This is a genomic window from Pantoea sp. PGP6, assembly GCF_053474785.1.
Map to the genome: position 1 here is coordinate 1494335 of NZ_JBQBMA010000001.1, position 21345 is coordinate 1515679.

Annotated in this window: 18 protein-coding genes; 13 read left to right on the plus strand and 5 right to left on the minus strand. The window is 57.2% G+C overall.

All coding sequences use genetic code 11. The features are described from left to right. A complete protein-coding gene (gene fruA, locus ACLIBF_RS07110) occupies window positions 1-1704 on the plus strand; it encodes a PTS fructose transporter subunit IIBC (protein ID WP_031377222.1) in 1704 nt (567 codons plus the stop codon). Window positions 1705-2489: 785 nt separating this feature from the next. On the opposite strand, the gene nfo is transcribed toward fruA, so the two are convergent. Both nfo and ACLIBF_RS07120 read right to left on the minus strand, forming a co-directional pair. Then, entirely contained in the window at window positions 2490-3335 is an 846-nt protein-coding gene (nfo, locus tag ACLIBF_RS07115; protein ID WP_031377117.1) for a deoxyribonuclease IV, read from the minus strand. 54 nt (window positions 3336-3389) lie between these two features. Next, complete coding sequence (locus ACLIBF_RS07120; RefSeq protein ID WP_279810163.1) at window positions 3390-4445, minus strand: YeiH family protein; 1056 nt, start codon at window positions 4443-4445, stop codon at window positions 3390-3392. 106 nt (window positions 4446-4551) lie between these two features. Between ACLIBF_RS07120 and ACLIBF_RS07125 the strand changes: the two genes are divergently transcribed. From ACLIBF_RS07125 to ACLIBF_RS07145, 5 genes are all read left to right on the plus strand, one after another. Next, window positions 4552-4917 (plus strand): YkvA family protein, encoded by a 366-nt coding sequence (locus ACLIBF_RS07125; protein WP_279810162.1) that lies wholly within the window; start codon window positions 4552-4554, stop codon window positions 4915-4917. Between the two features lie 18 nt (window positions 4918-4935). After that, window positions 4936-5802: a DNA-binding transcriptional regulator YeiE gene (gene yieE / locus ACLIBF_RS07130; protein ID WP_031377120.1), complete on the plus strand. Its 867-nt coding sequence runs from the start codon at window positions 4936-4938 to the stop codon at window positions 5800-5802. A gap of 117 nt (window positions 5803-5919) precedes the next feature. Further along, window positions 5920-7386 (plus strand): amino acid permease, encoded by a 1467-nt coding sequence (locus tag ACLIBF_RS07135; protein ID WP_031377121.1) that lies wholly within the window; start codon window positions 5920-5922, stop codon window positions 7384-7386. Between the two features lie 355 nt (window positions 7387-7741). Continuing rightward, window positions 7742-8818: a FecCD family ABC transporter permease gene (locus ACLIBF_RS07140; protein WP_031377122.1), complete on the plus strand. Its 1077-nt coding sequence runs from the start codon at window positions 7742-7744 to the stop codon at window positions 8816-8818. After that, window positions 8818-9606: an ABC transporter ATP-binding protein gene (locus ACLIBF_RS07145; protein ID WP_031377123.1), complete on the plus strand. Its 789-nt coding sequence runs from the start codon at window positions 8818-8820 to the stop codon at window positions 9604-9606. Before ACLIBF_RS07140 ends, ACLIBF_RS07145 begins: the two co-directional genes overlap by 1 nt. A gap of 73 nt (window positions 9607-9679) precedes the next feature. On the opposite strand, the gene fghA is transcribed toward ACLIBF_RS07145, so the two are convergent. From fghA to ptrR, 3 genes are all read right to left on the minus strand, one after another. Further along, window positions 9680-10525, minus strand: a complete 846-nt coding sequence (gene fghA, locus ACLIBF_RS07150; protein ID WP_031377124.1) for an S-formylglutathione hydrolase — start codon at window positions 10523-10525, stop codon at window positions 9680-9682. 12 nt (window positions 10526-10537) lie between these two features. Next, window positions 10538-11662, minus strand: coding sequence for an S-(hydroxymethyl)glutathione dehydrogenase/class III alcohol dehydrogenase (locus tag ACLIBF_RS07155; protein ID WP_031377125.1), 1125 nt, complete (start codon window positions 11660-11662; stop codon window positions 10538-10540). Window positions 11663-12011: 349 nt separating this feature from the next. After that, entirely contained in the window at window positions 12012-12923 is a 912-nt protein-coding gene (ptrR, locus tag ACLIBF_RS07160; protein ID WP_031377126.1) for a putrescine utilization regulator PtrR, read from the minus strand. A 117-nt stretch (window positions 12924-13040) separates the two neighbouring features. Here ptrR and ACLIBF_RS07165 point away from each other — a divergent pair, with 117 nt between their 5' ends. The 7 genes from ACLIBF_RS07165 (at window position 13041) to mglC (ending at window position 21293) form a co-directional block, all read left to right on the plus strand. Further along, window positions 13041-14168, plus strand: a complete 1128-nt coding sequence (locus ACLIBF_RS07165; RefSeq protein WP_069728971.1) for a YbfB/YjiJ family MFS transporter — start codon at window positions 13041-13043, stop codon at window positions 14166-14168. A gap of 125 nt (window positions 14169-14293) precedes the next feature. Further along, window positions 14294-14959, plus strand: a complete 666-nt coding sequence (gene folE, locus ACLIBF_RS07170) for a GTP cyclohydrolase I FolE (protein ID WP_031377128.1) — start codon at window positions 14294-14296, stop codon at window positions 14957-14959. 50 nt (window positions 14960-15009) lie between these two features. Then, a complete protein-coding gene (gene yeiB / locus ACLIBF_RS07175) occupies window positions 15010-16170 on the plus strand; it encodes a DUF418 domain-containing protein YeiB (protein ID WP_031377129.1) in 1161 nt (386 codons plus the stop codon). A 147-nt stretch (window positions 16171-16317) separates the two neighbouring features. Further along, a complete protein-coding gene (gene galS, locus ACLIBF_RS07180; RefSeq protein WP_046288200.1) occupies window positions 16318-17358 on the plus strand; it encodes an HTH-type transcriptional regulator GalS in 1041 nt (346 codons plus the stop codon). 320 nt (window positions 17359-17678) lie between these two features. Continuing rightward, entirely contained in the window at window positions 17679-18674 is a 996-nt protein-coding gene (gene mglB / locus ACLIBF_RS07185; RefSeq protein ID WP_031377130.1) for a galactose/glucose ABC transporter substrate-binding protein MglB, read from the plus strand. A 68-nt stretch (window positions 18675-18742) separates the two neighbouring features. Further along, complete coding sequence (mglA, locus tag ACLIBF_RS07190; RefSeq protein ID WP_046288201.1) at window positions 18743-20263, plus strand: galactose/methyl galactoside ABC transporter ATP-binding protein MglA; 1521 nt, start codon at window positions 18743-18745, stop codon at window positions 20261-20263. Between the two features lie 19 nt (window positions 20264-20282). After that, window positions 20283-21293, plus strand: a complete 1011-nt coding sequence (gene mglC, locus ACLIBF_RS07195) for a galactose/methyl galactoside ABC transporter permease MglC (RefSeq protein ID WP_031377131.1) — start codon at window positions 20283-20285, stop codon at window positions 21291-21293. The last annotated feature ends 52 nt before the right edge of the window (window positions 21294-21345 follow it).

Below are 21345 nucleotides of genomic sequence, written 5' to 3' on the forward strand. Positions count from 1 at the left end.
ATGAAAACGCTGCTGATAAAAGATCCTTCATTGGGACTGGCTTCCGCTTATATGGCGCAACAGCGCCTGGCTGCCGCCGCTGCGGCGGCTGGCCTGACGCTGACTGATCATCCCGCCGAGGCCGAGCAGGTCATCGTGCTGGGGAAAAACGTACCGGACGACGCGGCGCTGAATGGCAAACCGCTGTGGCAGGGCGATGTTCAGCTGGCGATCCGTGAGCCAGAAACCTTCCTCAACCGCGCCAAAGCCGAGGCTAAACCGTGGCAGGCCGCCGTGCCGGTTGCGGCACCAGCAGGTGCGCCTGCGGCAGCTCAGGCTGGCGCGCAGAAACGTGTGGTTGCGGTTACCGCCTGTCCGACCGGCGTGGCGCATACCTTTATGGCCGCAGAGGCGATTCAGGCTGAAGCGACCCGTCGCGGCTGGTGGGTAAAAGTTGAAACCCGCGGTTCTGTCGGTGCCGGTAACGCCATCACCCCTGAAGAAGTGGCAGCTGCCGATCTGGTGATCGTGGCGGCTGATATCGAAGTCGACCTGGCGAAATTCGCCGGTAAGCCGATGTACCGCACCTCAACCGGCCTGGCGCTGAAGAAAACCGCTCAGGAGCTGGATAAAGCGGTTGCTGAAGCGAAACCGTATAAAGCAGCGGGTGGACAGAGCAGCGACAACCAGAATGAGAAGAAAGAGGGCGCAGGCGCTTATCGTCACCTGCTGACCGGTGTTTCTTACATGCTGCCGATGGTGGTAGCGGGCGGTCTGAGTATCGCGCTCTCCTTTGCCTTTGGTATCACCGCATTTAAAGAGCAGGGCACGCTGGCTGCCGCGCTGATGCAAATCGGGGGTGGCAGCGCCTTTGCGCTGATGGTGCCGGTACTGGCGGGCTTTATCGCCTTCTCGATTGCTGACCGTCCGGGTCTGACCCCAGGCCTGATTGGCGGCATGATCGCCACCAGCATTAACGCCGGTTTCCTCGGCGGGATCATCGCTGGTTTCATCGCCGGTTACGCTGCGAAGCTGATCAGCGGCAAAGTGAAACTGCCGCAGAGTATGGAAGCGCTGAAGCCGATACTGATCATTCCGCTGTTTGCCAGTTTGATCACCGGCCTGCTGATGATTTATGTAGTGGGTAAACCGGTTGCCGGCATCATGAACGGCCTGACGCACTGGCTGGCGAACATGGGTACCGCTAATGCGGTGCTGCTGGGCGCGATTCTGGGCGGCATGATGTGTACCGATATGGGCGGCCCGGTCAATAAGGTGGCTTACGCATTCGGTGTCGGTTTGCTGAGTTCACAGACTTATGCGCCGATGGCGGCGATTATGGCGGCCGGTATGGTGCCACCGCTGGCGATGGGTCTGGCGACGCTGGTTGCCCGTCGTAAATTCAACAAAGGTCAGCAGGAAGGGGGCAAAGCGGCGCTGGTACTGGGCCTGTGCTTCATCTCTGAAGGTGCGATTCCGTTCGCGGCCCGTGACCCGATGCGCGTTCTGCCTTGCTGCATCATCGGCGGCGCGACCACCGGCGCTATCTCAATGGCGGTGGGGGCCAAACTGATGGCACCACACGGTGGACTGTTTGTCCTGCTGATCCCGGGTGCGATTACGCCGGTGGTCGGTTATCTGGTGGCGATTGTGGTCGGTACGGCGATTGCCGGTCTGAGCTATGCGGTACTGAAACGTCCGGAAGAGCAGCTGGCGAAAGCCTGATTTGCTGACGTTAAATAAACAGGGAGCCATCTGGCTCCCTGTTTGCTTTTTCAGACGGTGAATAATGTTAAAGCGATGGATGAATACGCCTGGAGTAAAGCGTTGCGCCGCCGGGATAAAACGCCGGGAGCGTTTTTTGAACAACGTAAAGCGTTGGCCCGGAAACTTGCCTGGTTCAGGCAGTATAGCGTCGCATAGCAATAAGCAAAAAAGGGGCGCCTGCGCGACTGATGTTCGGCAGTTAAGGTTAAATTTGCAAAGGCTGTCGCGGTCAAACGTGGCAGCTTTTTTTCTACGCGAGCGTGCCGGAGTGCGGGCCTGAGCGCCTCTGCTGCTGCCGGGCAGTCCTCGCGCCGCTGCGCGGTACCTTCGGCTTTGACGTCGTGCCGACGAACCGTTCGGGGATCGGCCTTCCCTGGCCGGCCCCAAACTCTCCACGCTTCCCGGCGTGGAGTTCTGGCCCGGCGTCACGCCTCAGCGCTGCGGATAGCCCTTTCAGCAGCAGGGCGCTCAGGCCTCTACTCTCGTGCCCTTTTAAGCAGGCTGGGTTCGGGCAGGGGCAGACAATCCGCAGCGCTGAACAGAATGAGTCTGCCAGGAGAGCCCGCAGGACGCGGGTGAAAGGCGGGGCGGCACAGGATGTGCCATCCCCGGCGGTCCGTCAGGCAGAGGAATGAAGTGAATGGACCGCGCAGAGGCGCGAGGACCGCCAGCCCCTGCCTGCACCAGACTGCGTTATCACCGGTCCCTTAACCGATCGGCATTAAGCCAGCAGGCTCCCTTTTTTATCCCTGCTGTTCTGACTTCAGCCAGGCAATCTCATCTTTCCAGATATCCGGGTTGATGGTTTCGAGAATCAACGGAATCCCGTCAAAACGCGCATCCTTCATCATCCAGCTAAATACGGTTTTGCCGATGTTGCCTTCACCAAGGCTGTGATGGCGGTCGACACGGCTGCCAAAGGTGCTTTTCGCATCGTTGAGGTGCATGCCGCGCAGATAGCGAAAGCCGACAATGCGCTCAAATTCAGCAAAGGTGGCGACGCAGTCCGCTTCGGTACGCAGATCATAGCCGCCGGCAAAGGCGTGGCAGGTATCCAGACAGACGCCGACGCGGCTCTTATCCTCAACCTGGTCGATAATTTCCGCCAGATGCTCAAAGCGGAAACCGAGGTTGCTACCCTGACCAGCGGTATTTTCAATCACCGCTGTGACGTTACGGCTCTGGTCGAGGGCGATATTGATCGATTCGGCGATGCGTTTCAGGCAGGCCTGCTCATCGATCTGATGCAGGTGGCTGCCCGGATGGAAGTTCAGCAGCGTCAGGCCGAGCTGATCGGCGCGTTGCAGCTCATCAATAAAGGCGGCACGGGATTTTTCCAGCGCCTCGGCCACCGGGTGGCCGAGGTTGATCAGAAAACTGTCGTGCGGCAGGATCTGCTGCGAGCTGAAGTGATATTTCTCGCAGGCGGCGCGAAAGGCATCAATCACCTCAGTGGAAAGCGGGGCGGCTTTCCACTGCCGTTGATTTTTAGTAAACAAGGCGAAGGCGGTGGCGTCTATTTCATGGGCGCGAATGACTGCCTGATCCACACCACCTGCCGCACTGACGTGTGCGCCGATATATTTCATGCCGTTCTCCTGAAGGGGCTATGCACTGACGAGCAGGCATGATACCCGATGCGGTTAGCCCATGAAATGTTGCACCAGCAGATTGATGGCACCGCCACCGACGATCAGCCAGACAGCGATCATGGCACCCAGCAGCAGCGGTTTCACGCCCGCTTCACGTAACGCGCTGAAACGGGTAGTTAATCCCAGCGCAGCCATCGCCATCGCCAGCAGCAAGCCAGCCAGTTGATTCAGCATCGCTACCAGGCCAGCGGGGAGCAGGTGCAGCGAGTTAAACAGCGCGACGGCAATGAACAGCAGCGCGAACCACGGGAAGGTCACCGGACGCGATGCGGTCGCCGCCGGGCTCTGGCGGCGCAGCACGCCACTGAGACACAGCAGGAACGGGGCCAGCATCATCACCCGCAGCATTTTGGCAATCACCGCGCTGTTCTCGGCATCCGGGCCGATACTGTGTCCGGCCGCGACCACCTGAGCCACTTCATGAATGGTCGATCCGGTAAATACGCCGAACTGAGCCTGATCAACACCAGGCAGCAGGGTATGCACCAGCGGCCACAGCAGCGGATAGCTAAAAATCGCCAGGGTACCAAACAGCACTACCGTCGCGATGGCGACCGCGACTTTTGACGGTGCCGCTTTGACCACCGGTTCGGTCGCCAGTACCGCCGCCGCGCCACAGATGCTGCTACCGGCACCAATCAGCCAGACGGTATCGCGATCCAGCTTCAGCAGGCGCATCCCCAGCAGGCAGCTAATAAAGAAGGTGCTGCTCAGGGTCAGCGCATCAATCAGGATACCGCTGACGCCGACGTCAGCAATCTGTTGCAGCGTAATGCGGAAGCCGAACAGAATTACCCCCAGCCGCAGCAGTTTCTGCTTGGCCAGCACCACCCCGGTGTCACAGCGTGCGGCCAGCGGCGCGTAGACGCTGTTGCCGATGATGATGCCCAGCACAATTGCCAGCGTCAGCGATCCCAGCCCCCACGAGGCAATCGCCGGCTGGCCAGCCAGCCAGCTGGCCGCAGCGGCAATCAGCGCGGTCAGTAGCAAACCAGGCAGCCAGCGCGGAATCGGATTGTGGGTTTTAGTCATGCTCAGATCAGCCATAGTGGTCCCTCCCTCTGATTGAGACCCGATCATGGCGCTGACTGGCTTAAAAGTGAAATTGATAATATATTTATAATTGACCAGAATAAACGATAAGGCGGCAATCATGCTATTTTCGCGTCTGCGCCGATGGGCGACGCTGATCAAACGGGACGTGGTGGTGCTGTGGTTTGCCTTTCACGATCCGCGTACCCCGTGGTGGAACAAACTGGCGATGCTGGGACTGGTTGCCTATGGCATCAGCCCGATCGATCTTATTCCGGATGTGATCCCGTTTGTCGGATTACTGGATGATGCGGTGATTATTCCCTCCGGGGTAATGATTCTGCTGCGCCTGCTGCCGAGTGAGGTGCGTATCAGCAGTAGCCAGCGGGCGCAAACCCAGCGTTCGCGCGGCAAAAAGATTGCTGGCGGGATTGCGCTGATTGCGCTGATCTGGCTGGCGGTGGTGATCTATCTCATCAGGCAATAAATGACTTAAGGAGTGCCGATGCACATTACGCTGCGGCAGATAGAAGTGTTCACGGAAGTGTTAAAAAGCGGCTCGACCACCCAGGCATCGCAACTGCTGGCGCTATCGCAGTCGGCGGTCAGCGCCGCGCTGGCCGATCTGGAAAACCAGCTCGGGGTACAGCTGTTTGATCGGGTAGGCAAGCGGCTGGTGCTGAATGAGCATGGGCGATTGCTCTATCCGCGTGCGGTGGGTCTGCTGGAGCAGGCGGGTGAAATTGAGCAGCTGTTCAAAGAGGACAACGGGGCGATTCGCATCTTTGCCAGCAGCACCATCGGCAACTATCTGCTGCCCGGCATGATGGCGGCCTACCGGCGTGATTTTCCCGGTTTGCCGCTGGAGCTGAGCGTTGGCAACAGTCAGGATGTGATCAATGCGGTATCCGATTTCCGGGTTGATGTCGGGCTGATTGAAGGGCCCTGCCACATGACCGAACTGGTGAGCGAACCGTGGCTGGAGGATGAGCTGGTGGTGTTTGCCGCACCGGATGCGGCGATTCTGCAACAGCCGGTGACGCTGGAAACGCTGGCGGCAGCGCCGTGGATCCTGCGTGAACGCGGATCCGGCACCCGTGAAATTGTGGATTATCTGCTGCTGTCGCATCTGCCGACCTTTCAGCTGGGCATGGAGCTGGGCAACTCCGAGGCGATCAAACATGCGGTGCGCCACGGAATGGGCATCAGCTGCCTGTCACGACGGGTGATTAGCGATCTGCTGGACGCCGGCACGCTGGTCGAACTGGCGCTGCCGCTGCCGCGTCTGACCCGCACTCTGTACCGCATTCACCACCGGCAAAAACATATCTCGAAGGCACTGACGCGTTTTTTATCCTATTGTCGCGAGTGATTACTAATAATTCTGGCGCGATCATGAACGTAACTTATAACAGCGCGGCATTCGCTATACAGCGCAGGCTTAGCTGCTACAATCGCGCCTCATTTTTACCCAGCGTAGCGTTTACACATGCATAATGACTCAAATACAACACAACAACCTGCGTTACGACGTGCGTTAAAAGCGCGTCATCTGACGATGATCGCCATTGGCGGTTCAATCGGTACCGGCCTGTTTGTCGCATCCGGCGCGACCATTGCTCAGGCAGGTCCTGGCGGCGCGCTGCTCTCCTATATCCTGATCGGACTGATGGTCTATTTTCTGATGACCAGCCTCGGTGAACTGGCGGCATTTATGCCGGTATCAGGTTCGTTCGCCACCTACGGCGCAAAGTACGTTGAAGAGGGCTTTGGTTTCGCGCTCGGCTGGAACTACTGGTACAACTGGGCGGTGACCATTGCGGTTGACCTGGTCGCCTCGCAACTGGTGATGAATTACTGGTTCCCCGACACGCCTGGCTGGATCTGGAGTGCGCTGTTCCTCTGCCTGATGTTCCTGATGAACTACATCTCGGTGAAGGGCTTTGGCGAGGCGGAATACTGGTTCTCGCTGATCAAAGTAGCGACCGTGATCATCTTTATCGTGGTGGGCGTGCTGATGATCACCGGCATCATGCGCGGTGCAGAGCACGCAGGCTGGCAGAACTGGCAGGTCGGTGACGCACCGTTTGCCGGCGGCTTTGCGGCGATGATTGGCGTGGCAATGATTGTCGGATTCTCCTTCCAGGGCACCGAGCTGATCGGTATCGCGGCGGGCGAATCTGAAGATCCGGCCAAAAACATCCCGCGGGCGGTGCGGCAGATTTTCTGGCGTATCCTGCTGTTCTATGTGTTCGCCATCCTGATTATCAGCCTGATCCTGCCGTATACCGATCCGCAGCTGCTGCACAATGATATCAACGATATCAGCGTCAGCCCGTTCACTCTGGTGTTCCGTAATGCCGGTCTGCTGTCGGCGGCGGCGGTGATGAATGCGGTGATCCTGACGGCGGTGCTGTCAGCCGGTAACTCCGGCATGTATGCCTCCACCCGCATGCTCTACAACCTGGCGAGCGAAGGCAAAGCGCCGCGGATTTTTGCCCGGCTGTCAAAAGGCGGCGTGCCGCGCAATGCACTGTGGGCCACCACCGTGGTGGCGGGGCTGTGCTTCCTGACCTCAAAATTTGGCAACCAGGAAGTGTATCTCTGGCTGCTGAACACCTCGGGCATGACCGGCTTTATCGCCTGGCTCGGTATCGCCATCAGCCATTACCGCTTCCGTCGCGGCTATGTGGCGCAAGGGCATGACGTGAACGCGCTGCCTTACCGTTCCGGCTTCTTCCCGCTGGGTCCGATCTTCGCCTTTGTGCTCTGCCTGATCATTACCCTCGGTCAGAACTACCAGGCGTTCCTCAATGACCGCATCGACTGGTACGGCGTGGCGGCGACCTACATCGGTATTCCGCTGTTCCTGATTATCTGGTTCGGTTACAAGCTGACGCGCGGCAGCCGTTTTGTGAAGTACAGCGAAATGGAATTCCCGATCCATAAAGATTAATGCTGCGCTGAAGCGTGGTGCCTTCCGTCGTTTTGGATGACCGCAGTAAAACGTAAAGCGACGGGAGCATACGCCTGTAGCAAAGCAGCGCGGGCCAGGGACAAAAACGCAACGCGTTGGCCCGGCTACCGGCGCACCTCAGGGATGAGGTGCGTAATCGCGCGCGCTGAGCCTGCCACGGATGGCGCTTTGGCGTCTTTGCGAAAGGCGTATTTTCCCTGAGTCAGTATCCTGCCTGTTAGCGCGCTTTTTTCTGCTTTTTTCACGCCTCGCTTATGCTCACGAATTGATAATTATTATCACCTGCACTATTGTGGCTGCGTTTTCTGACCGGATAGTCACAACAGGGTTAAACATGACGACAGAATCTTCGCTGCTGACAGGCACTGAATCGCCTGAACACAGCGTGCAAAACTATCATCAGGTACTGCGGCGTCGCATGATGTGGATTGGCGTGCTGCTGCTGGCGATTCTCGCCTCTCTGATCCTCGACTTCACCCTCGGTCCGGCGGGCCTGTCACTGCAAACGCTGTGGAACACCCTGCTTAGCCCGGAGAGCGTCGATGCCGGAACCCGGGTTATCGTCTGGGACATTCGTCTGCCGTATGCGCTGATGGCGATCGTGGTCGGCCTGTCACTCGGCCTGGCAGGGGCAGAAATGCAGACCATCCTGAATAACCCGCTTGCCAGCCCGTTTACCCTTGGCGTCTCGTCTGCGGCAGCCTTTGGTGCCGCGCTGGCAATCATTCTCGGCATCGGTATTCCCGGCGTCCCGGATCAGTGGCTGATTTCCGCCAACGCCTTCGTGTTTGCGCTGTTTGCCGCCCTGATGCTGGATGCGGTGACCCGCTGGACGCAGGTGTCGTCAGCCGGTGTGGTGCTGTTCGGTATCGCGCTGGTATTCACCTTTAATGCGCTGGTCTCGATGATGCAGTTTATCGCCAGCGAAGATACGCTGCAGGGTCTGGTGTTCTGGACCATGGGCAGCCTGGCGCGTGCCTCGTGGGAGAAACTGGGCGTGCTGACCGTGGCGCTGGCCATCCTGCTGCCGTTTTCGCTGCTGAGCAGCTGGAAGCTGACGGCGCTGCGCTTAGGCGAAGACCGCGCGGTGAGCTTTGGCATTGACGTGCGCCGCCTGCGGCTGGCGACCTTATTGCGCATCAGTATTCTCTCTGCGCTGGCGGTGGCCTTTGTCGGCCCGATCGGCTTTATTGGCCTGGTGGCACCGCATATCGCCCGTATGATGTTCGGTGAGGATCACCGCTTTTATCTGCCGGCCAGTGCGCTGGTGGGGGCGCTGGTGTTGTCGCTGGCGTCAGTCGCCTCGAAGAACCTGATCCCCGGCGTGATCATTCCGGTCGGCATTGTCACTTCGCTGATTGGCGTGCCGTTCTTCCTGAGTATTATTTTGCGTCATCGGGGGACAGTCTGATGCAACAGGGTCTGACCTTACGCGGTTTTAGCGCCGGTTATCCTAAACACAAGGTGATTGAAAACCTGAATATCGCGCCGCTGCCGCGCGGTGAGATTACCGTGCTGCTCGGGCCAAACGGCTGCGGCAAATCGACCCTGCTGCGGGCGCTGGCCGGCCTGAATAAAGGCCGTGGCGAAATGTGGCTCAACGGCGAAAACCTGATGACCCAGCCGTTTGCACAGCGGGCAAAGCATGTGGTCTATCTGCCGCAGTCGCTGCCGGCCGGGGTGCATCTGCACGTGCTGGAGTCGATTATTGTGGCGCAACGCGCCTCCGGTGGCCTGCACAGCGCTAACAGCGAAGCGGAAGTGATGCATCTGCTGCAACAGCTGGGGATTGCCCATCTGGCGATGCGCTACCTCGATCAGCTGTCGGGCGGGCAGAAGCAGCTGGTCGGGCTGGCGCAGTCACTGATCCGTCGCCCCTCGCTACTGCTGCTGGATGAACCGCTTAGCGCGCTCGATCTGAATTACCAGTTCCACGTGATGGATCTGGTGCGGCGCGAAACCGCACTGCGCAACATGGTCACGGTAGTGGTAGTGCACGACATCAATATCGCGTTGCGCCACGCTCAGCATGCATTAATGCTGAAACAGGGCAGCCTGGTCGCCGAAGGTCAGCCGGATCGGGTGATTACACCGGCCACGCTGGCTCAGGTGTATGGCGTTGAAGGACGGATTGAGCACTGTAGTCGCGGAATGCCGCAGGTGATGATCGACGGACTGGTGCACGACGCGCTGGTGTAATCAGGTGCGAGAGGGCGGTCAGCAGCAAGGGAGAAGCACCTCATCCTCCCGGCGCGGGAAGATGAGGTGAAGATTAGCGAGCCAGCAGATGCTGCGCGTGGAAGCGCAGGTGATCTTCAACAAAACTGGCGATAAAGAAGTAGCTGTGATCGTAACCCGGCTGAATACGCAGGGTCAGCGGGAAGCCCGTCTCCTGCGCCACCGACTCCAGCCGCTCCGGCTGCAGCTGATCGGCTAAGAACTGATCGCTGTCGCCCTGATCGATCAGCATCGGCAGCCGATGCGAGACCTGCGCCATCAGCTGACAGCTGTCATATTCACGCCAGGCGGCGCGATCGTCGCCCAGATAAGCCTGAAACGCTTTCTGTCCCCACGGCACATCCATCGGATTCACAATCGGCGCAAAGGCGGATGCCGAGGCAAAGCGGCCGCCCAGACGCAGCGCCAGCATCAGCGCGCCATGTCCACCCATCGAATGACCCATAATCGACTGACGCTCGCTGACCTTGAAGTTATCAGCGATCAGCGTCGGCAGCTCACTGCTCAGATAATCGAACATGCGAAAATGGCTGGCCCACGGTTGCTGTGTGGCGTTGAGATAAAAGCCCGCGCCCTGACCGAGATCGTAGCCCTCATCATTTGCCACCCGATCGCCGCGTGGGCTGGTATCCGGCATGATCAGCACCAGCCCCAGTTCGGCGGCAACCCGCTGCGCCCCGGCTTTGGTGGTGAAGTTCTCATCATTGCAGGTCAGCCCTGCCAGAAACCAGACCACCGGCGGTGGCGCATCGCCGTGCGGGGTCGGCAGATAGATGCTGAACGTCATCGGGCAGTTCAGCACCGCCGACTGATGACGCCAGCGCTGCTGCCAGCCGCCAAAAATGCGATGTTCTTCCAGAAGCTCCAGAGTGGATGCCATAACGCCTCCTGATTACTTGTTAAAGTGCACTACCGAGCGGATCGATTTTCCTTCGTGCATCAAATCAAAGGCGTCGTTAATCTGTTCCAGCGGCATGGTGTGGGTGATGAAATCGTTCAGCGCAAACTTGCCGTCGAGATAATCCTGCACGATGCCGGGCAGCTGTGAACGGCCTTTAACGCCGCCAAACGCCGAACCGCGCCAGACGCGACCGGTCACCAGCTGGAAAGGACGGGTCGAGATCTCTTCGCCCGCGCCGGCCACGCCGATAATCACGGATTCGCCCCAGCCCTTGTGGCAACACTCCAGCGCGGAGCGCATCACGTTGACGTTACCGATACATTCAAACGAATAATCGACGCCGCCATCGGTCAGCTCGACGATCACTTCCTGAATCGGCTTATCGTAATCTTTCGGGTTAATCAGATCGGTGGCACCCAGCTTGCGCGCCAGATCGAACTTACTGGTGTTGATGTCGATGGCAATGATGCGACCGGCTTTCGCCATTTTGGCACCGATGACCGCAGACAGGCCAATGCCGCCGAGACCGAAGATCGCCACGGTATCGCCTTCCTTCACTTTGGCGGTATTCATCACCGCGCCCATGCCGGTGGTAACGCCACAGCCCAGCAGGCAGACTTCTTCCAGCGGCGCTTCTTTGCTGATTTTCGCCAGTGAAATTTCCGGGATCACCGTGTATTCAGAGAACGTGGAGGTGCCCATATAGTGGAAAATCGGCTTACCGTCTTTATAGAAGCGGGTGGTGCCGTCGGGCATCAGACCTTTGCCCTGGGTAGTACGAATCGCCTGGCAGAGGTTGGTTTTGCCAGACAGGCAATATTTACATTTGCCACACTCCGGCGTGTAGAGCGGAATCACATGGTCGCCGACTTCGACGCTGGTGACGCCTTCGCCGACGGCTTCAACGATGCCACCACCTTCATGGCCGAGGATCGCCGGGAAAACGCCCTCAGGATCGGTGCCGGACAGGGTATAGGCATCGGTATGGCAAACGCCGGTCGCCACGATACGTACCAGCACTTCACCTTTCTGCGGCGGCATTAAATCCACTTCTTCAATTTTCAGCGGTTCGCCAGCAGCCCAGGCAACAGCGGCACGGGTTTTGATCATATTCATGCAATCCCTCTTCCAGTCAGATTGTGACGCGCAGGGGCGTCCGGTTGGTGGTGATGATTCAGAGCCTGGCCCGCCAGGCTATTTTATTTGCCAGTCTGAACCCGGGCAGTGCTCACAATCCTCACGTACTCCGTGTACGCTCCGGTTGTTCCGCGCTGTCCGTGTTCAGACTGCCTGCAACAATTACGCCTGGCTCACCAGGCTATTTTATTTGCCAGTCTGAACCTGGGCAGTGCTCACAATCCTCACGTACTCCGTGTAGGCTCCGGTTGTTCCGCGCTGTCCGTGTTCAGGCTGCCTGCAACAATTACGCCTGGCTCACCAGGCTCTTAAACATAGCGCGGAACGCTTATTCCGCCGCCGCTAAGGGGTGGATCAGTTCGTCGTTGAGCGGACGATCGTCAAATTGTTCAATGATCAGGTACTTCAGAGCTTCAACGTTCGGGGTGAACGCGTCGCGTCGCCACATCAGCCAGGTTGCCGTATCGCGGTAGCCCGGCGGCAGCGTGTGCGCCTGCACCCGTGAGCGGTCCGGCATCTGCTTCAGCACCGAGGCCGGGATCATCGCTACCCCCGCGCCGCCCGCCACGCAGGCCAGCATGGCGTGATAGGACTGAATCTCCATCACATTATCGGGCGCGGTCTGGCTGTCGCGATACCAGGTTTCCAGCTTCACCCGATAGGAGCAGCTGTTGCGAAAGGCAAACAGCGTGTCACCCTGCACGTCGCGTGCGCTGTTAATCGGCGCGTGATCGAGACCGGTAATCAACACCATCTCCTCGCGAAAGGCGATACAACCGTTGAGATCGTCATGCGAAACCGGACCGTCAACCAGCGCTGCCGCTAAGGTGCCTTCACGCACCCGATCGATAATCTCGCCAGAAGTGCCGGTGATCAGCGACAGCGCCACTTTCGGAAACCGCTGGTGATAGGCTGCCAGCAGGCCGGGCAGCCGCGTGGCGGCAGTGCTCTCCATGGAGCCGAGCGCGAAGTTACCGGCCGGTTCGCCGGTGCGGGTCATGCTCATCGCTTCGTCGCTCAGCGCCAGGATACGTTGCGCATAATTGAGGAAATTATGACCCATTGGCGACAGGCGAATGCGTTGCTTCTCACGAATAAACAGATCAACGCCTAACTCTTCTTCCAGTTGACGCAGCCGCGTGGTCAGATTAGAGGGCACGCGATGCAGCTGTTCTGCCGCGCGCGCCAGCGAACCGCTTTCGGCGACGGAACAGAACATACGTAGCTGAACTAAATCCATATCTTCTCTTCCCGTAAACAACTTGGTTAATATTATTCACTTTCCGTGAGTTTAAACATCCTGCATGCTGTAAGCAAGTCAGAAAAGATCCCAGGCCATCACGACAGGAGTTCAGCAATGGCGGTACGCGTCGCGCTTAGCGCATTTTTAACCTTATTTGTGGCGATGGGCATCGGGCGATTCGCCTTTACGCCACAGGTACCGCTGATGATTCAGGAGCACCAGCTGACGCTGACCAGTGCCAGCCTGGTGGCGGCGTTAAACTACCTCGGTTACCTGTGTGGTTCCTTCGATGCGATGCGCGCACACCGCCGGGTAGAACTGCGGTTACTGGCTGGCGTCTGGGGAGCGGTGATCCTGACGCTGCTCTCGGCCTGCGTCAGCGGTCCCTGGCTGCATGGGGCGATTCGCTTCCTGATTGGCTGGGCCAGCGGCTGGGCGATGGTGCTGGTGGCCGCCTGGAGCAATGAGCAGCTGCACCGGCATGGCCGGGCCGGCTTATCGGCGGCGGTGTTTGCCGGTCCCGGCTGCGGTATTTTTGTCAGCGGGCTACTGGCAGTGGTACTACACAGCTTCCAGGTATCAGCGTCGCTGGCATGGGCCGCTTACGGCGTGCTGGCGCTGCTGCTGATTGCGCTGATTAGCCGTAATCTGCCGCGTCGGGGCGAATTGCATCGTCCGGATCAGGCACCTGAACCGCTGGTGCTGAACCGCAATCTGAAACGGCTGGTGCTGAGCTACAGCCTGGCGGGCTTCGGCTACATTTTGCCTGCCACCTTTCTGTCGCAGATGGCGGCGGCACGCTTTCCTGATGGGGCATTCGCGCAGTTCGTCTGGCCGATATTCGGCGGAGCGGCGATGGTCGGGATTGTGATTGGCATTATGACGCGGCGCTGGGGCAGCAGCCATGCACGGCTGGCGCTGGTGCTGTGGGCGCAGGCGCTGGGCGTACTGGCGGCAGCGCTGTTGCCGGGCTTCAGTGGCTTGTTGATCGGCGCGCTGCTGGTCGGTGGTGGCTTTCTCAGCGTGGTGCAGCTGTCGCTGCTCTATGCGCGTGAACTGGCGCCGCAGCATTTGCGTTACATGGCCGGTTTACTGACCACCGGTTATGCGGTCGGGCAGCTGGTCGGCCCGCTGCTGTCGTTTCTGTCCACTGCGCTGCTGCACCGGCTGGAACCGGCGTTGTGGGTAGCCGGAGCCAGTCTGGTATGGGCCGGCCTGCTGGTCTGGCGACGTGCAGCCTGATGCGGGTTGATCACCAATCTGATTGATTGCTGGATTCCCCGCAAAGAAAGTTTCACAATACGCGCTCAGTAACAGGGCCCGCTGGTATTAACCGGCGGGCGCAACACCAGCCGGAGAAGAGTACGATGAGCACCTTAAGTCAGGAAGCTGCCCTGGTCCATGAAGCGCTGTTAGCGCGTGGCCTGGAAACGCCGTTACGTGCACCGACGCGCGACCTCGATGACGAAACGCGTAAGAGCCTGATTGCAGGCCACATGACCGAAATTATGCAGCTGCTGAATCTCGATCTGCAGGATGACAGCCTGATCGAAACCCCGCACCGCATTGCCAAAATGTACGTTGATGAGGTGTTCTCCGGTCTCGACTACGCCAACTTCCCAAAAATCACCGTCATTGAAAACAAAATGAAGGTTGATGAGATGGTGACCGTGCGTGATATCACCCTGACCAGCACCTGTGAACATCACTTCGTGATCATCGACGGCAAAGCGACCGTCGCTTACATCCCGAAAGATACGGTGATTGGTCTGTCGAAGATTAACCGCATCGTGCAGTTCTTTGCCCAGCGCCCGCAGGTGCAGGAGCGTCTGACGCAGCAGGTACTGGTCGCGCTGCAAACGCTGCTGGGTACCAACAACGTCGCGGTATCGATTGACGCGGTGCACTACTGCGTAAAAGCGCGCGGCGTCAAAGATGCCACCAGCGCCACCACGACCACCTCGCTGGGTGGTCTGTTCAAGTCCAGTCAAAACACCCGCCAGGAATTTCTGCGCGCGGTACGCCATAGTTGAGTCAACGGCGGGCGCACTCAGCGGCCCGCATCGTCAATTCAGGGTGCCGCATGCAACGCTATCTTGCGCTGGATTTCATACGTGGATGTGCCATTCTCGGCATCCTGCTGCTTAATATTGTCGGTTTCGGTCTGCCGTCAGCCGCCTACCTGAATCCTGCCTGGCAGGGCAGCGTCACGCTGTCCGACGCCTGGACATGGGCGGTTTCTGACGCGCTGGCACAACTCAAATTCCTGACCCTGTTTGCGCTGCTGTTTGGTGCGGGCCTGCAAATGCAGCTGCCGCGCGGCAGTCGCTGGCTGACGGCACGCCTGACGCTGCTGGTGTTTATCGGTTTCCTGCACGGCGTGTTGCTGTGGGAAGGCGATATCCTGCTGGATTACGGCATCATCGGCCTGGTGGTGTGGCGAGTGTTGCGGGATGTGCCTTCGACCCGCAGCCTGATGAACACCGGTATTCTGCTCTATCTGGTGGGCTGTGGCGTATTGCTGGTGTTCGGATCGATTTCCGATCATCAGGCGACCCGATCCTGGCTGCCGGGCGCGGCCGATCTGCAATATGAACAATACTGGAAACTGACCGGCGGCTGGGAAGCGGTGAGTAACCGGCTCGACCATCTCTCGTCAGGTCTGATGGCGCTGGCAGCGCAGTACGGCTGGCAGCTGGCCGGCCTGATGATGATTGGCGGCGCACTGCTACGCAGCGGCTGGCTGACGGGCGAATTTTCAGCGCAGCATTACCGTCAGGCGGCAGCGCTGCTGCTGACAATGGGGCTATCGATTGCGGTGGCCGGGGTCGCGGCGCAATGGCTGTTACATTGGGAGTTTCGCTGGACCGGCTTTTATCTGCAAACCCCGCGCGATTTGGCCAGCCCGCTGATCAGCCTGGGCTATGCCGCGCTTTGTCTCGGTTACTGGTCGCGGATTAGTCGCTGGCGTATTAGCTATGCGATTCAGTGCGTTGGCCGCATGGCGTTAACCAATTACCTGCTACAGACCCTGATCTGTACCACGCTGTTCTATCGCTTTGGGCTGTTCATGCACTTCACTCGCCTGCAGCTGGTGATGATGGTACCCGCGGTATGGCTGATTAACATTCTGTTTTCACTCATCTGGTTACATTACTTCGCCCAGGGTCCGCTGGAGTGGCTATGGCGGCGCCTGACGCTGCTGGCCGCCGGTAAACCAGCGGTTACTGACAACGCCAGATAATGACCGCCATCACAAAGGTTGCAGAATTGTATGTAACCGTTTTCATTGATGTGACGCAATTCACGCTGCCTGCCTCCCGCCCCTGACAAAATAGCGCCGGTGTTCAACCCGGCGTGATGCCTTATTCTTCCTCTGTGGAACTGCTGCATGATAACGATTCGTGATGTTGCCCGTCAGGCTGGCGTGTCGGTGGCGACCGTCTCGCGCGTACTCAATAACAGTAGCGCCGTCACCTCTGATACCCGTGACGCCGTGTTACAGGCCGTTGATGCACTGGGATATCGTCCAAACGCCAATGCCCAGGCGCTGGCCACCCAGGTCAGCGATACCATCGGCGTGGTGGTGATGGATGTCTCCGATCCCTTCTTCGGCGCGCTGGTCAAAGCGGTCGATACCGTGGCGCAGCGCGTGCACAAGCATGTGTTAATCAGCAACTCCTGGCATCAGGAAGAAAAAGAGCGCCACGCGATTGAGGTGCTGATCCGCCAGCGTTGCAGTGCGCTGGTGGTGCACGCGAAAACGCTTTCAGACCAGGAGCTGGCTGAGTTTATGCAACATGTACCGGGCATGGTGGTAATCAACCGTATAGTACCGGGTTTTGAACATCGCAGCGTCAGCCTCGACAACGTTACCGGCGCGCTGATGGCTTCAAGAACCCTGTTACAACAGGGACATAGCCGGATCGGCTACCTCTGTTCCAGCCACCCGATTGAAGATGTCGCCCAGCGCCGCGAAGGCTGGCTGCAGGCGATGGCGGAGCAGGGCATGCGGCCTCAGGAGAGCTGGATCGCCAGCGCCGAGCCAGATATGCAGGGCGGTGAAGCCGCCATGGTCGAACTGCTGGGACGTAACCTCAATCTGAGCGCGGTGTTTGCCTATAACGACGGCATGGCAGCGGGCGCACTCACTGCGTTGAAAGACAACGGCATTCAGGTTCCACAGCATTTTTCTGTCATTGGCTTTGATGACATCCCGATTTCACGTTACACCGATCCACAACTGACCACAGTTCGCTATCCCATTGTTTCTATGGCAAAACTGGCGACAGAGCTGGCGTTGCAGGGCGCGGCAGGGCTGCTGGATGACACCGCAACGCACATCTTTATGCCGACGCTGGTGCGCCGTCATTCAGTGGCGCAACGGCAAAATGTGGAGTCCGTCACTAATTCAGGCGATTCAGCCATGTAACCGTTTTCAATCTGTGATTACATTCACAGTTAATTAACATTGCCCTCACTATGATGGCAACGTCTTACCGGACTGAAACATTATGTAACGCCCGCTTAACCGCATCAGGCACCGTCTCAGTCGCTGGATGAAATGGTTCACAACATATTTATATTCACGGAAGCGTTTGCGTACAGGGAAGTCAGATTCTGGACGGCGGTCCAGCGGCTTAGCGTAACGTTGTGTCTATTCCGCGTCGCCGATCAGTTTTACCGATTGTTCTCCCGCCTCTGAAGCGCGGCAGAGCTAAAAAGACCCTGCATAAAAAAACCGGAGATACCATGAATAAGAAGGTTTTCACGCTCACAGCACTGGTTGCCAGCATGATGTTTGGTGCAACCGCTCACGCAGCTGACACCCGTATCGGCGTGACCATTTATAAATATGATGACAACTTCATGTCGATGGTACGCAAAGACATCGAGAAAGAAGCGAAAACCATCGGTGGCGTTCAGCTGCTGATGAATGACTCGCAGAATGACCAGTCTAAACAGAACGACCAGATCGACGTGCTGATGGCGAAAGGCGTGAAAGCGCTGGCGATTAACCTGGTTGACCCGGCTGCAGCAGCGGTAGTGGTAGACAAAGCGCGCGCAAATGATGTGCCGGTCGTGTTCTTCAACAAAGAGCCGAACGCCAAAGTACTGGCCGGTTATGACAAAGCCTATTATGTCGGTACCGATTCTAAAGAGTCCGGCATCATCCAGGGTCAGCTGATTGAGAAGCACTGGAAAGCGACCCCGGCCTGGGATCTGAACAAAGATGGTCAGATTCAGTTCGTGCTGCTGAAAGGCGAGCCGGGCCACCCGGACGCTGAAGCGCGTACCAAATATGTTATCGATACCCTGAACAAAGATGGCCTGAAAACTCAGCAGTTAGCGATGGACACAGCGATGTGGGATACCGCGCAGGCGAAAGACAAGATGGATGCCTGGCTGTCAGGCCCGAACGCCAAAAAAATCGAAGTGGTCATTGCCAACAACGATGCGATGGCGATGGGTGCGGTTGAAGCGCTGAAAGCGCACAACATGAGCTCCATCCCGGTGTTCGGCGTCGATGCACTGCCAGAAGCGCTGGCGCTGGTGAAATCGGGCGCACTGGCCGGTACCGTGCTGAACGATGCGGAAAACCAGGCGAAAGCGACGCTGGATATGGCGAAAAACCTGGCTGACGGCAAAGCCGCCACCGAAGGTACTAACTTCAAGATGGTCGACAAAATCGTCCGAGTACCTTACGTACCGGTTGATAAAGAAAACCTCTCACAGTTCCAGAAATAATATCGATTACGGGCGCGGCGAGTGTCGCGCCTTTTTTACGTCACCACCGTTTTTTAGCCAGGTAAATTATGGCCAGTGATAATACGACCGCGCAGCGAGAATATCTGCTGGAAATGACCAATGTCAGTAAATCATTTCCCGGCGTTAAAGCGTTAGATAATGTGAATTTAAAAGTGCGGCCTCACTCTGTTCATGCATTAATGGGCGAGAACGGCGCCGGTAAATCCACTTTATTAAAATGTCTGTTTGGTATTTATAAGAAAGATACCGGCAGTATTTTGTTTCAGGGTAAAGAGATCGATTATAAAAGCTCCAAAGAGGCGCTGGAAAATGGCGTGTCGATGGTGCATCAGGAATTAAACCTGGTATTGCAGCGTACCGTGATGGACAACATGTGGCTGGGGCGTTATCCCCGTAAAGGCTTCTTTGTCGATCAGGATAAAATGTATAACGACACCAAGGCGATCTTTGACGAGCTGGATATCGATATCGATCCCCGCGACAAAGTGGCGCATCTTTCCGTGTCGCAAATGCAGATGATTGAAATTGCCAAAGCGTTCTCTTATGACGCGAAAATTGTGATTATGGATGAGCCAACCTCCTCGTTAACCGAGAAAGAGGTTAATCATCTGTTCACTATTATTCGTAAACTGAAAGATCGCGGCTGCGGCATTGTGTATATCTCGCACAAGATGGAAGAGATTTTCCAGCTGTGTGACGAAATTACCATTCTGCGTGACGGACAGTGGATCACTACTCAGCCGCTGGACGGGCTGGATATGGACAAGATCATCTCGATGATGGTCGGCCGTTCACTGAACCAGCGTTTTCCGGACCGCACCAACGTGCCGGGTGAAACCATTCTTGAGGTGCGTAACCTGACGTCATTGCGTCAGCCATCGATTCGCGACATCTCGTTTGATCTGCGTAAAGGGGAGATTCTCGGCATTGCCGGGCTGGTGGGTGCCAAACGTACCGATATCGTCGAAACGCTGTTTGGCATTCGCGAAAAATCGGGCGGCACCATTAAACTGCACGGTAAACCGATTAATAATCACAGCGCCAACGAAGCCATTAACCACGGTTTTGCGCTGGTAACGGAAGAACGTCGTTCGACCGGGATTTATGCTTTTCTGGATATTGGTTTTAACTCGCTTATTTCCAATATTAAAAAATATAAAAACAGTATGGGGCTGCTGGATAATAAACGCATGAAGAGTGATACCCAATGGGTTATCGATTCAATGCGGGTAAAAACGCCAGGCCATCATACGCAGATTGGTTCGCTTTCGGGTGGTAACCAGCAAAAAGTGATTATTGGTCGCTGGTTATTGACCCAGCCTGAAATCCTGATGCTTGATGAACCGACACGCGGGATTGACGTCGGGGCAAAATTCGAAATTTACCAGCTGATTGCTGAGCTGGCGAAAAGAGAAAAGGGCATCATTATTATCTCTTCCGAAATGCCGGAGCTGTTAGGCATTACCGACCGTATTCTGGTGATGAGTAATGGTCTGGTAGCCGGCATTGTTGATACCAAAACCACCACGCAGAACGAAATATTGCGTTTAGCGTCATTACACCTTTAATGAAGCAAGGGCTGTTAACATGAAAGCGACTACAAAAAAGAATGCGCTAACCTGGTTAAAAGAGGGCGGCATTTATGTCGTTCTGCTGGTATTGCTGGCTATTATTATTTTTCAGGACCCCTCATTTTTAAGTTTAATGAACCTGAGTAACATTCTGACCCAATCTTCGGTGCGCATTATTATTGCACTGGGTGTGGCGGGGCTGATTGTTACCCAGGGTACTGACCTGTCGGCCGGTCGTCAGGTCGGTCTGGCAGCGGTGGTCGCGGCCACGCTGCTGCAAGCGATGGACAACGCTAACAAGGTGTTCCCGACGCTGGATACGGTGCCAATTCCACTGGTGATCCTCACCGTCTGCATCATCGGCGGCGTGATTGGTCTGGTGAACGGCGTGATCATTGCTTACCTCAAGGTGACGCCATTTATCACCACTCTGGGCACCATGATCATCGTCTACGGCATCAACTCGCTCTATTACGATTTCGTTGGCGCATCACCGATTGCCGGTTTTGATACCGGTTTCTCGAAATTCGCTCAGGGCTTTTTACGCTTCGGTGACTTCAAGCTCTCTTTCATCACCTTCTACGCGGTGATTGCGATTGTGTTTGTCTGGGTGCTGTGGAACAAAACCCGCTTCGGTAAAAACATTTTTGCTATCGGTGGTAACCCGGAAGCGGCGAAAGTGTCCGGCGTTAACGTGCCACTGAACCTGATCATGATCTATGCGCTGTCTGGTGTGTTCTACGCCTTCGGCGGGATGCTGGAAGCGGGTCGTATCGGCTCGGCAACCAACAACCTCGGCTTTATGTATGAGCTGGATGCGATTGCTGCCTGTGTGGTCGGCGGCGTCTCCTTCGCCGGCGGTGTCGGTAGCGTGGCGGGCGTGGTGACCGGTGTACTGATCTTCACCGTAATCAACTACGGCCTGACCTATATCGGCGTCAACCCTTACTGGCAGTACATCATCAAAGGCGGCATCATCATCTTCGCCGTGGCGCTCGACTCGCTGAAATACTCGCGCAAAAAATAATGCGCAGGCGATGACGTCAGAAAAAACAAAGCGACCTTCGGGTCGCTTTTTT

Bases quoted from the DNA above. Each gene is read 5' to 3' on its own strand.
- yieE (WP_031377120.1), top strand. From the start codon at position 4,936: ATGCACATTACGCTGCGGCAGATAGAAGTGTTCACGGAAGTGTTAAAA.
- ACLIBF_RS07155 (WP_031377125.1), bottom strand. From the start codon at position 11,662: ATGAATATGATCAAAACCCGTGCCGCTGTTGCCTGGGCTGCTGGCGAA.
- fghA (WP_031377124.1), bottom strand. From the start codon at position 10,525: ATGGCATCCACTCTGGAGCTTCTGGAAGAACATCGCATTTTTGGCGGC.
- galS (WP_046288200.1), top strand. From the start codon at position 16,318: ATGATAACGATTCGTGATGTTGCCCGTCAGGCTGGCGTGTCGGTGGCG.
- ACLIBF_RS07145 (WP_031377123.1), top strand. From the start codon at position 8,818: ATGCAACAGGGTCTGACCTTACGCGGTTTTAGCGCCGGTTATCCTAAA.
- ACLIBF_RS07125 (WP_279810162.1), top strand. From the start codon at position 4,552: ATGCTATTTTCGCGTCTGCGCCGATGGGCGACGCTGATCAAACGGGAC.
- mglC (WP_031377131.1), top strand. From the start codon at position 20,283: ATGAAAGCGACTACAAAAAAGAATGCGCTAACCTGGTTAAAAGAGGGC.
- nfo (WP_031377117.1), bottom strand. From the start codon at position 3,335: ATGAAATATATCGGCGCACACGTCAGTGCGGCAGGTGGTGTGGATCAG.
- mglA (WP_046288201.1), top strand. From the start codon at position 18,743: ATGGCCAGTGATAATACGACCGCGCAGCGAGAATATCTGCTGGAAATG.
- mglB (WP_031377130.1), top strand. From the start codon at position 17,679: ATGAATAAGAAGGTTTTCACGCTCACAGCACTGGTTGCCAGCATGATG.
- ptrR (WP_031377126.1), bottom strand. From the start codon at position 12,923: ATGGATTTAGTTCAGCTACGTATGTTCTGTTCCGTCGCCGAAAGCGGT.
- folE (WP_031377128.1), top strand. From the start codon at position 14,294: ATGAGCACCTTAAGTCAGGAAGCTGCCCTGGTCCATGAAGCGCTGTTA.
- ACLIBF_RS07120 (WP_279810163.1), bottom strand. From the start codon at position 4,445: ATGGCTGATCTGAGCATGACTAAAACCCACAATCCGATTCCGCGCTGG.
- ACLIBF_RS07135 (WP_031377121.1), top strand. From the start codon at position 5,920: ATGCATAATGACTCAAATACAACACAACAACCTGCGTTACGACGTGCG.
- fruA (WP_031377222.1), top strand. From the start codon at position 1: ATGAAAACGCTGCTGATAAAAGATCCTTCATTGGGACTGGCTTCCGCT.
- yeiB (WP_031377129.1), top strand. From the start codon at position 15,010: ATGCAACGCTATCTTGCGCTGGATTTCATACGTGGATGTGCCATTCTC.
- ACLIBF_RS07140 (WP_031377122.1), top strand. From the start codon at position 7,742: ATGACGACAGAATCTTCGCTGCTGACAGGCACTGAATCGCCTGAACAC.
- ACLIBF_RS07165 (WP_069728971.1), top strand. From the start codon at position 13,041: ATGGCGGTACGCGTCGCGCTTAGCGCATTTTTAACCTTATTTGTGGCG.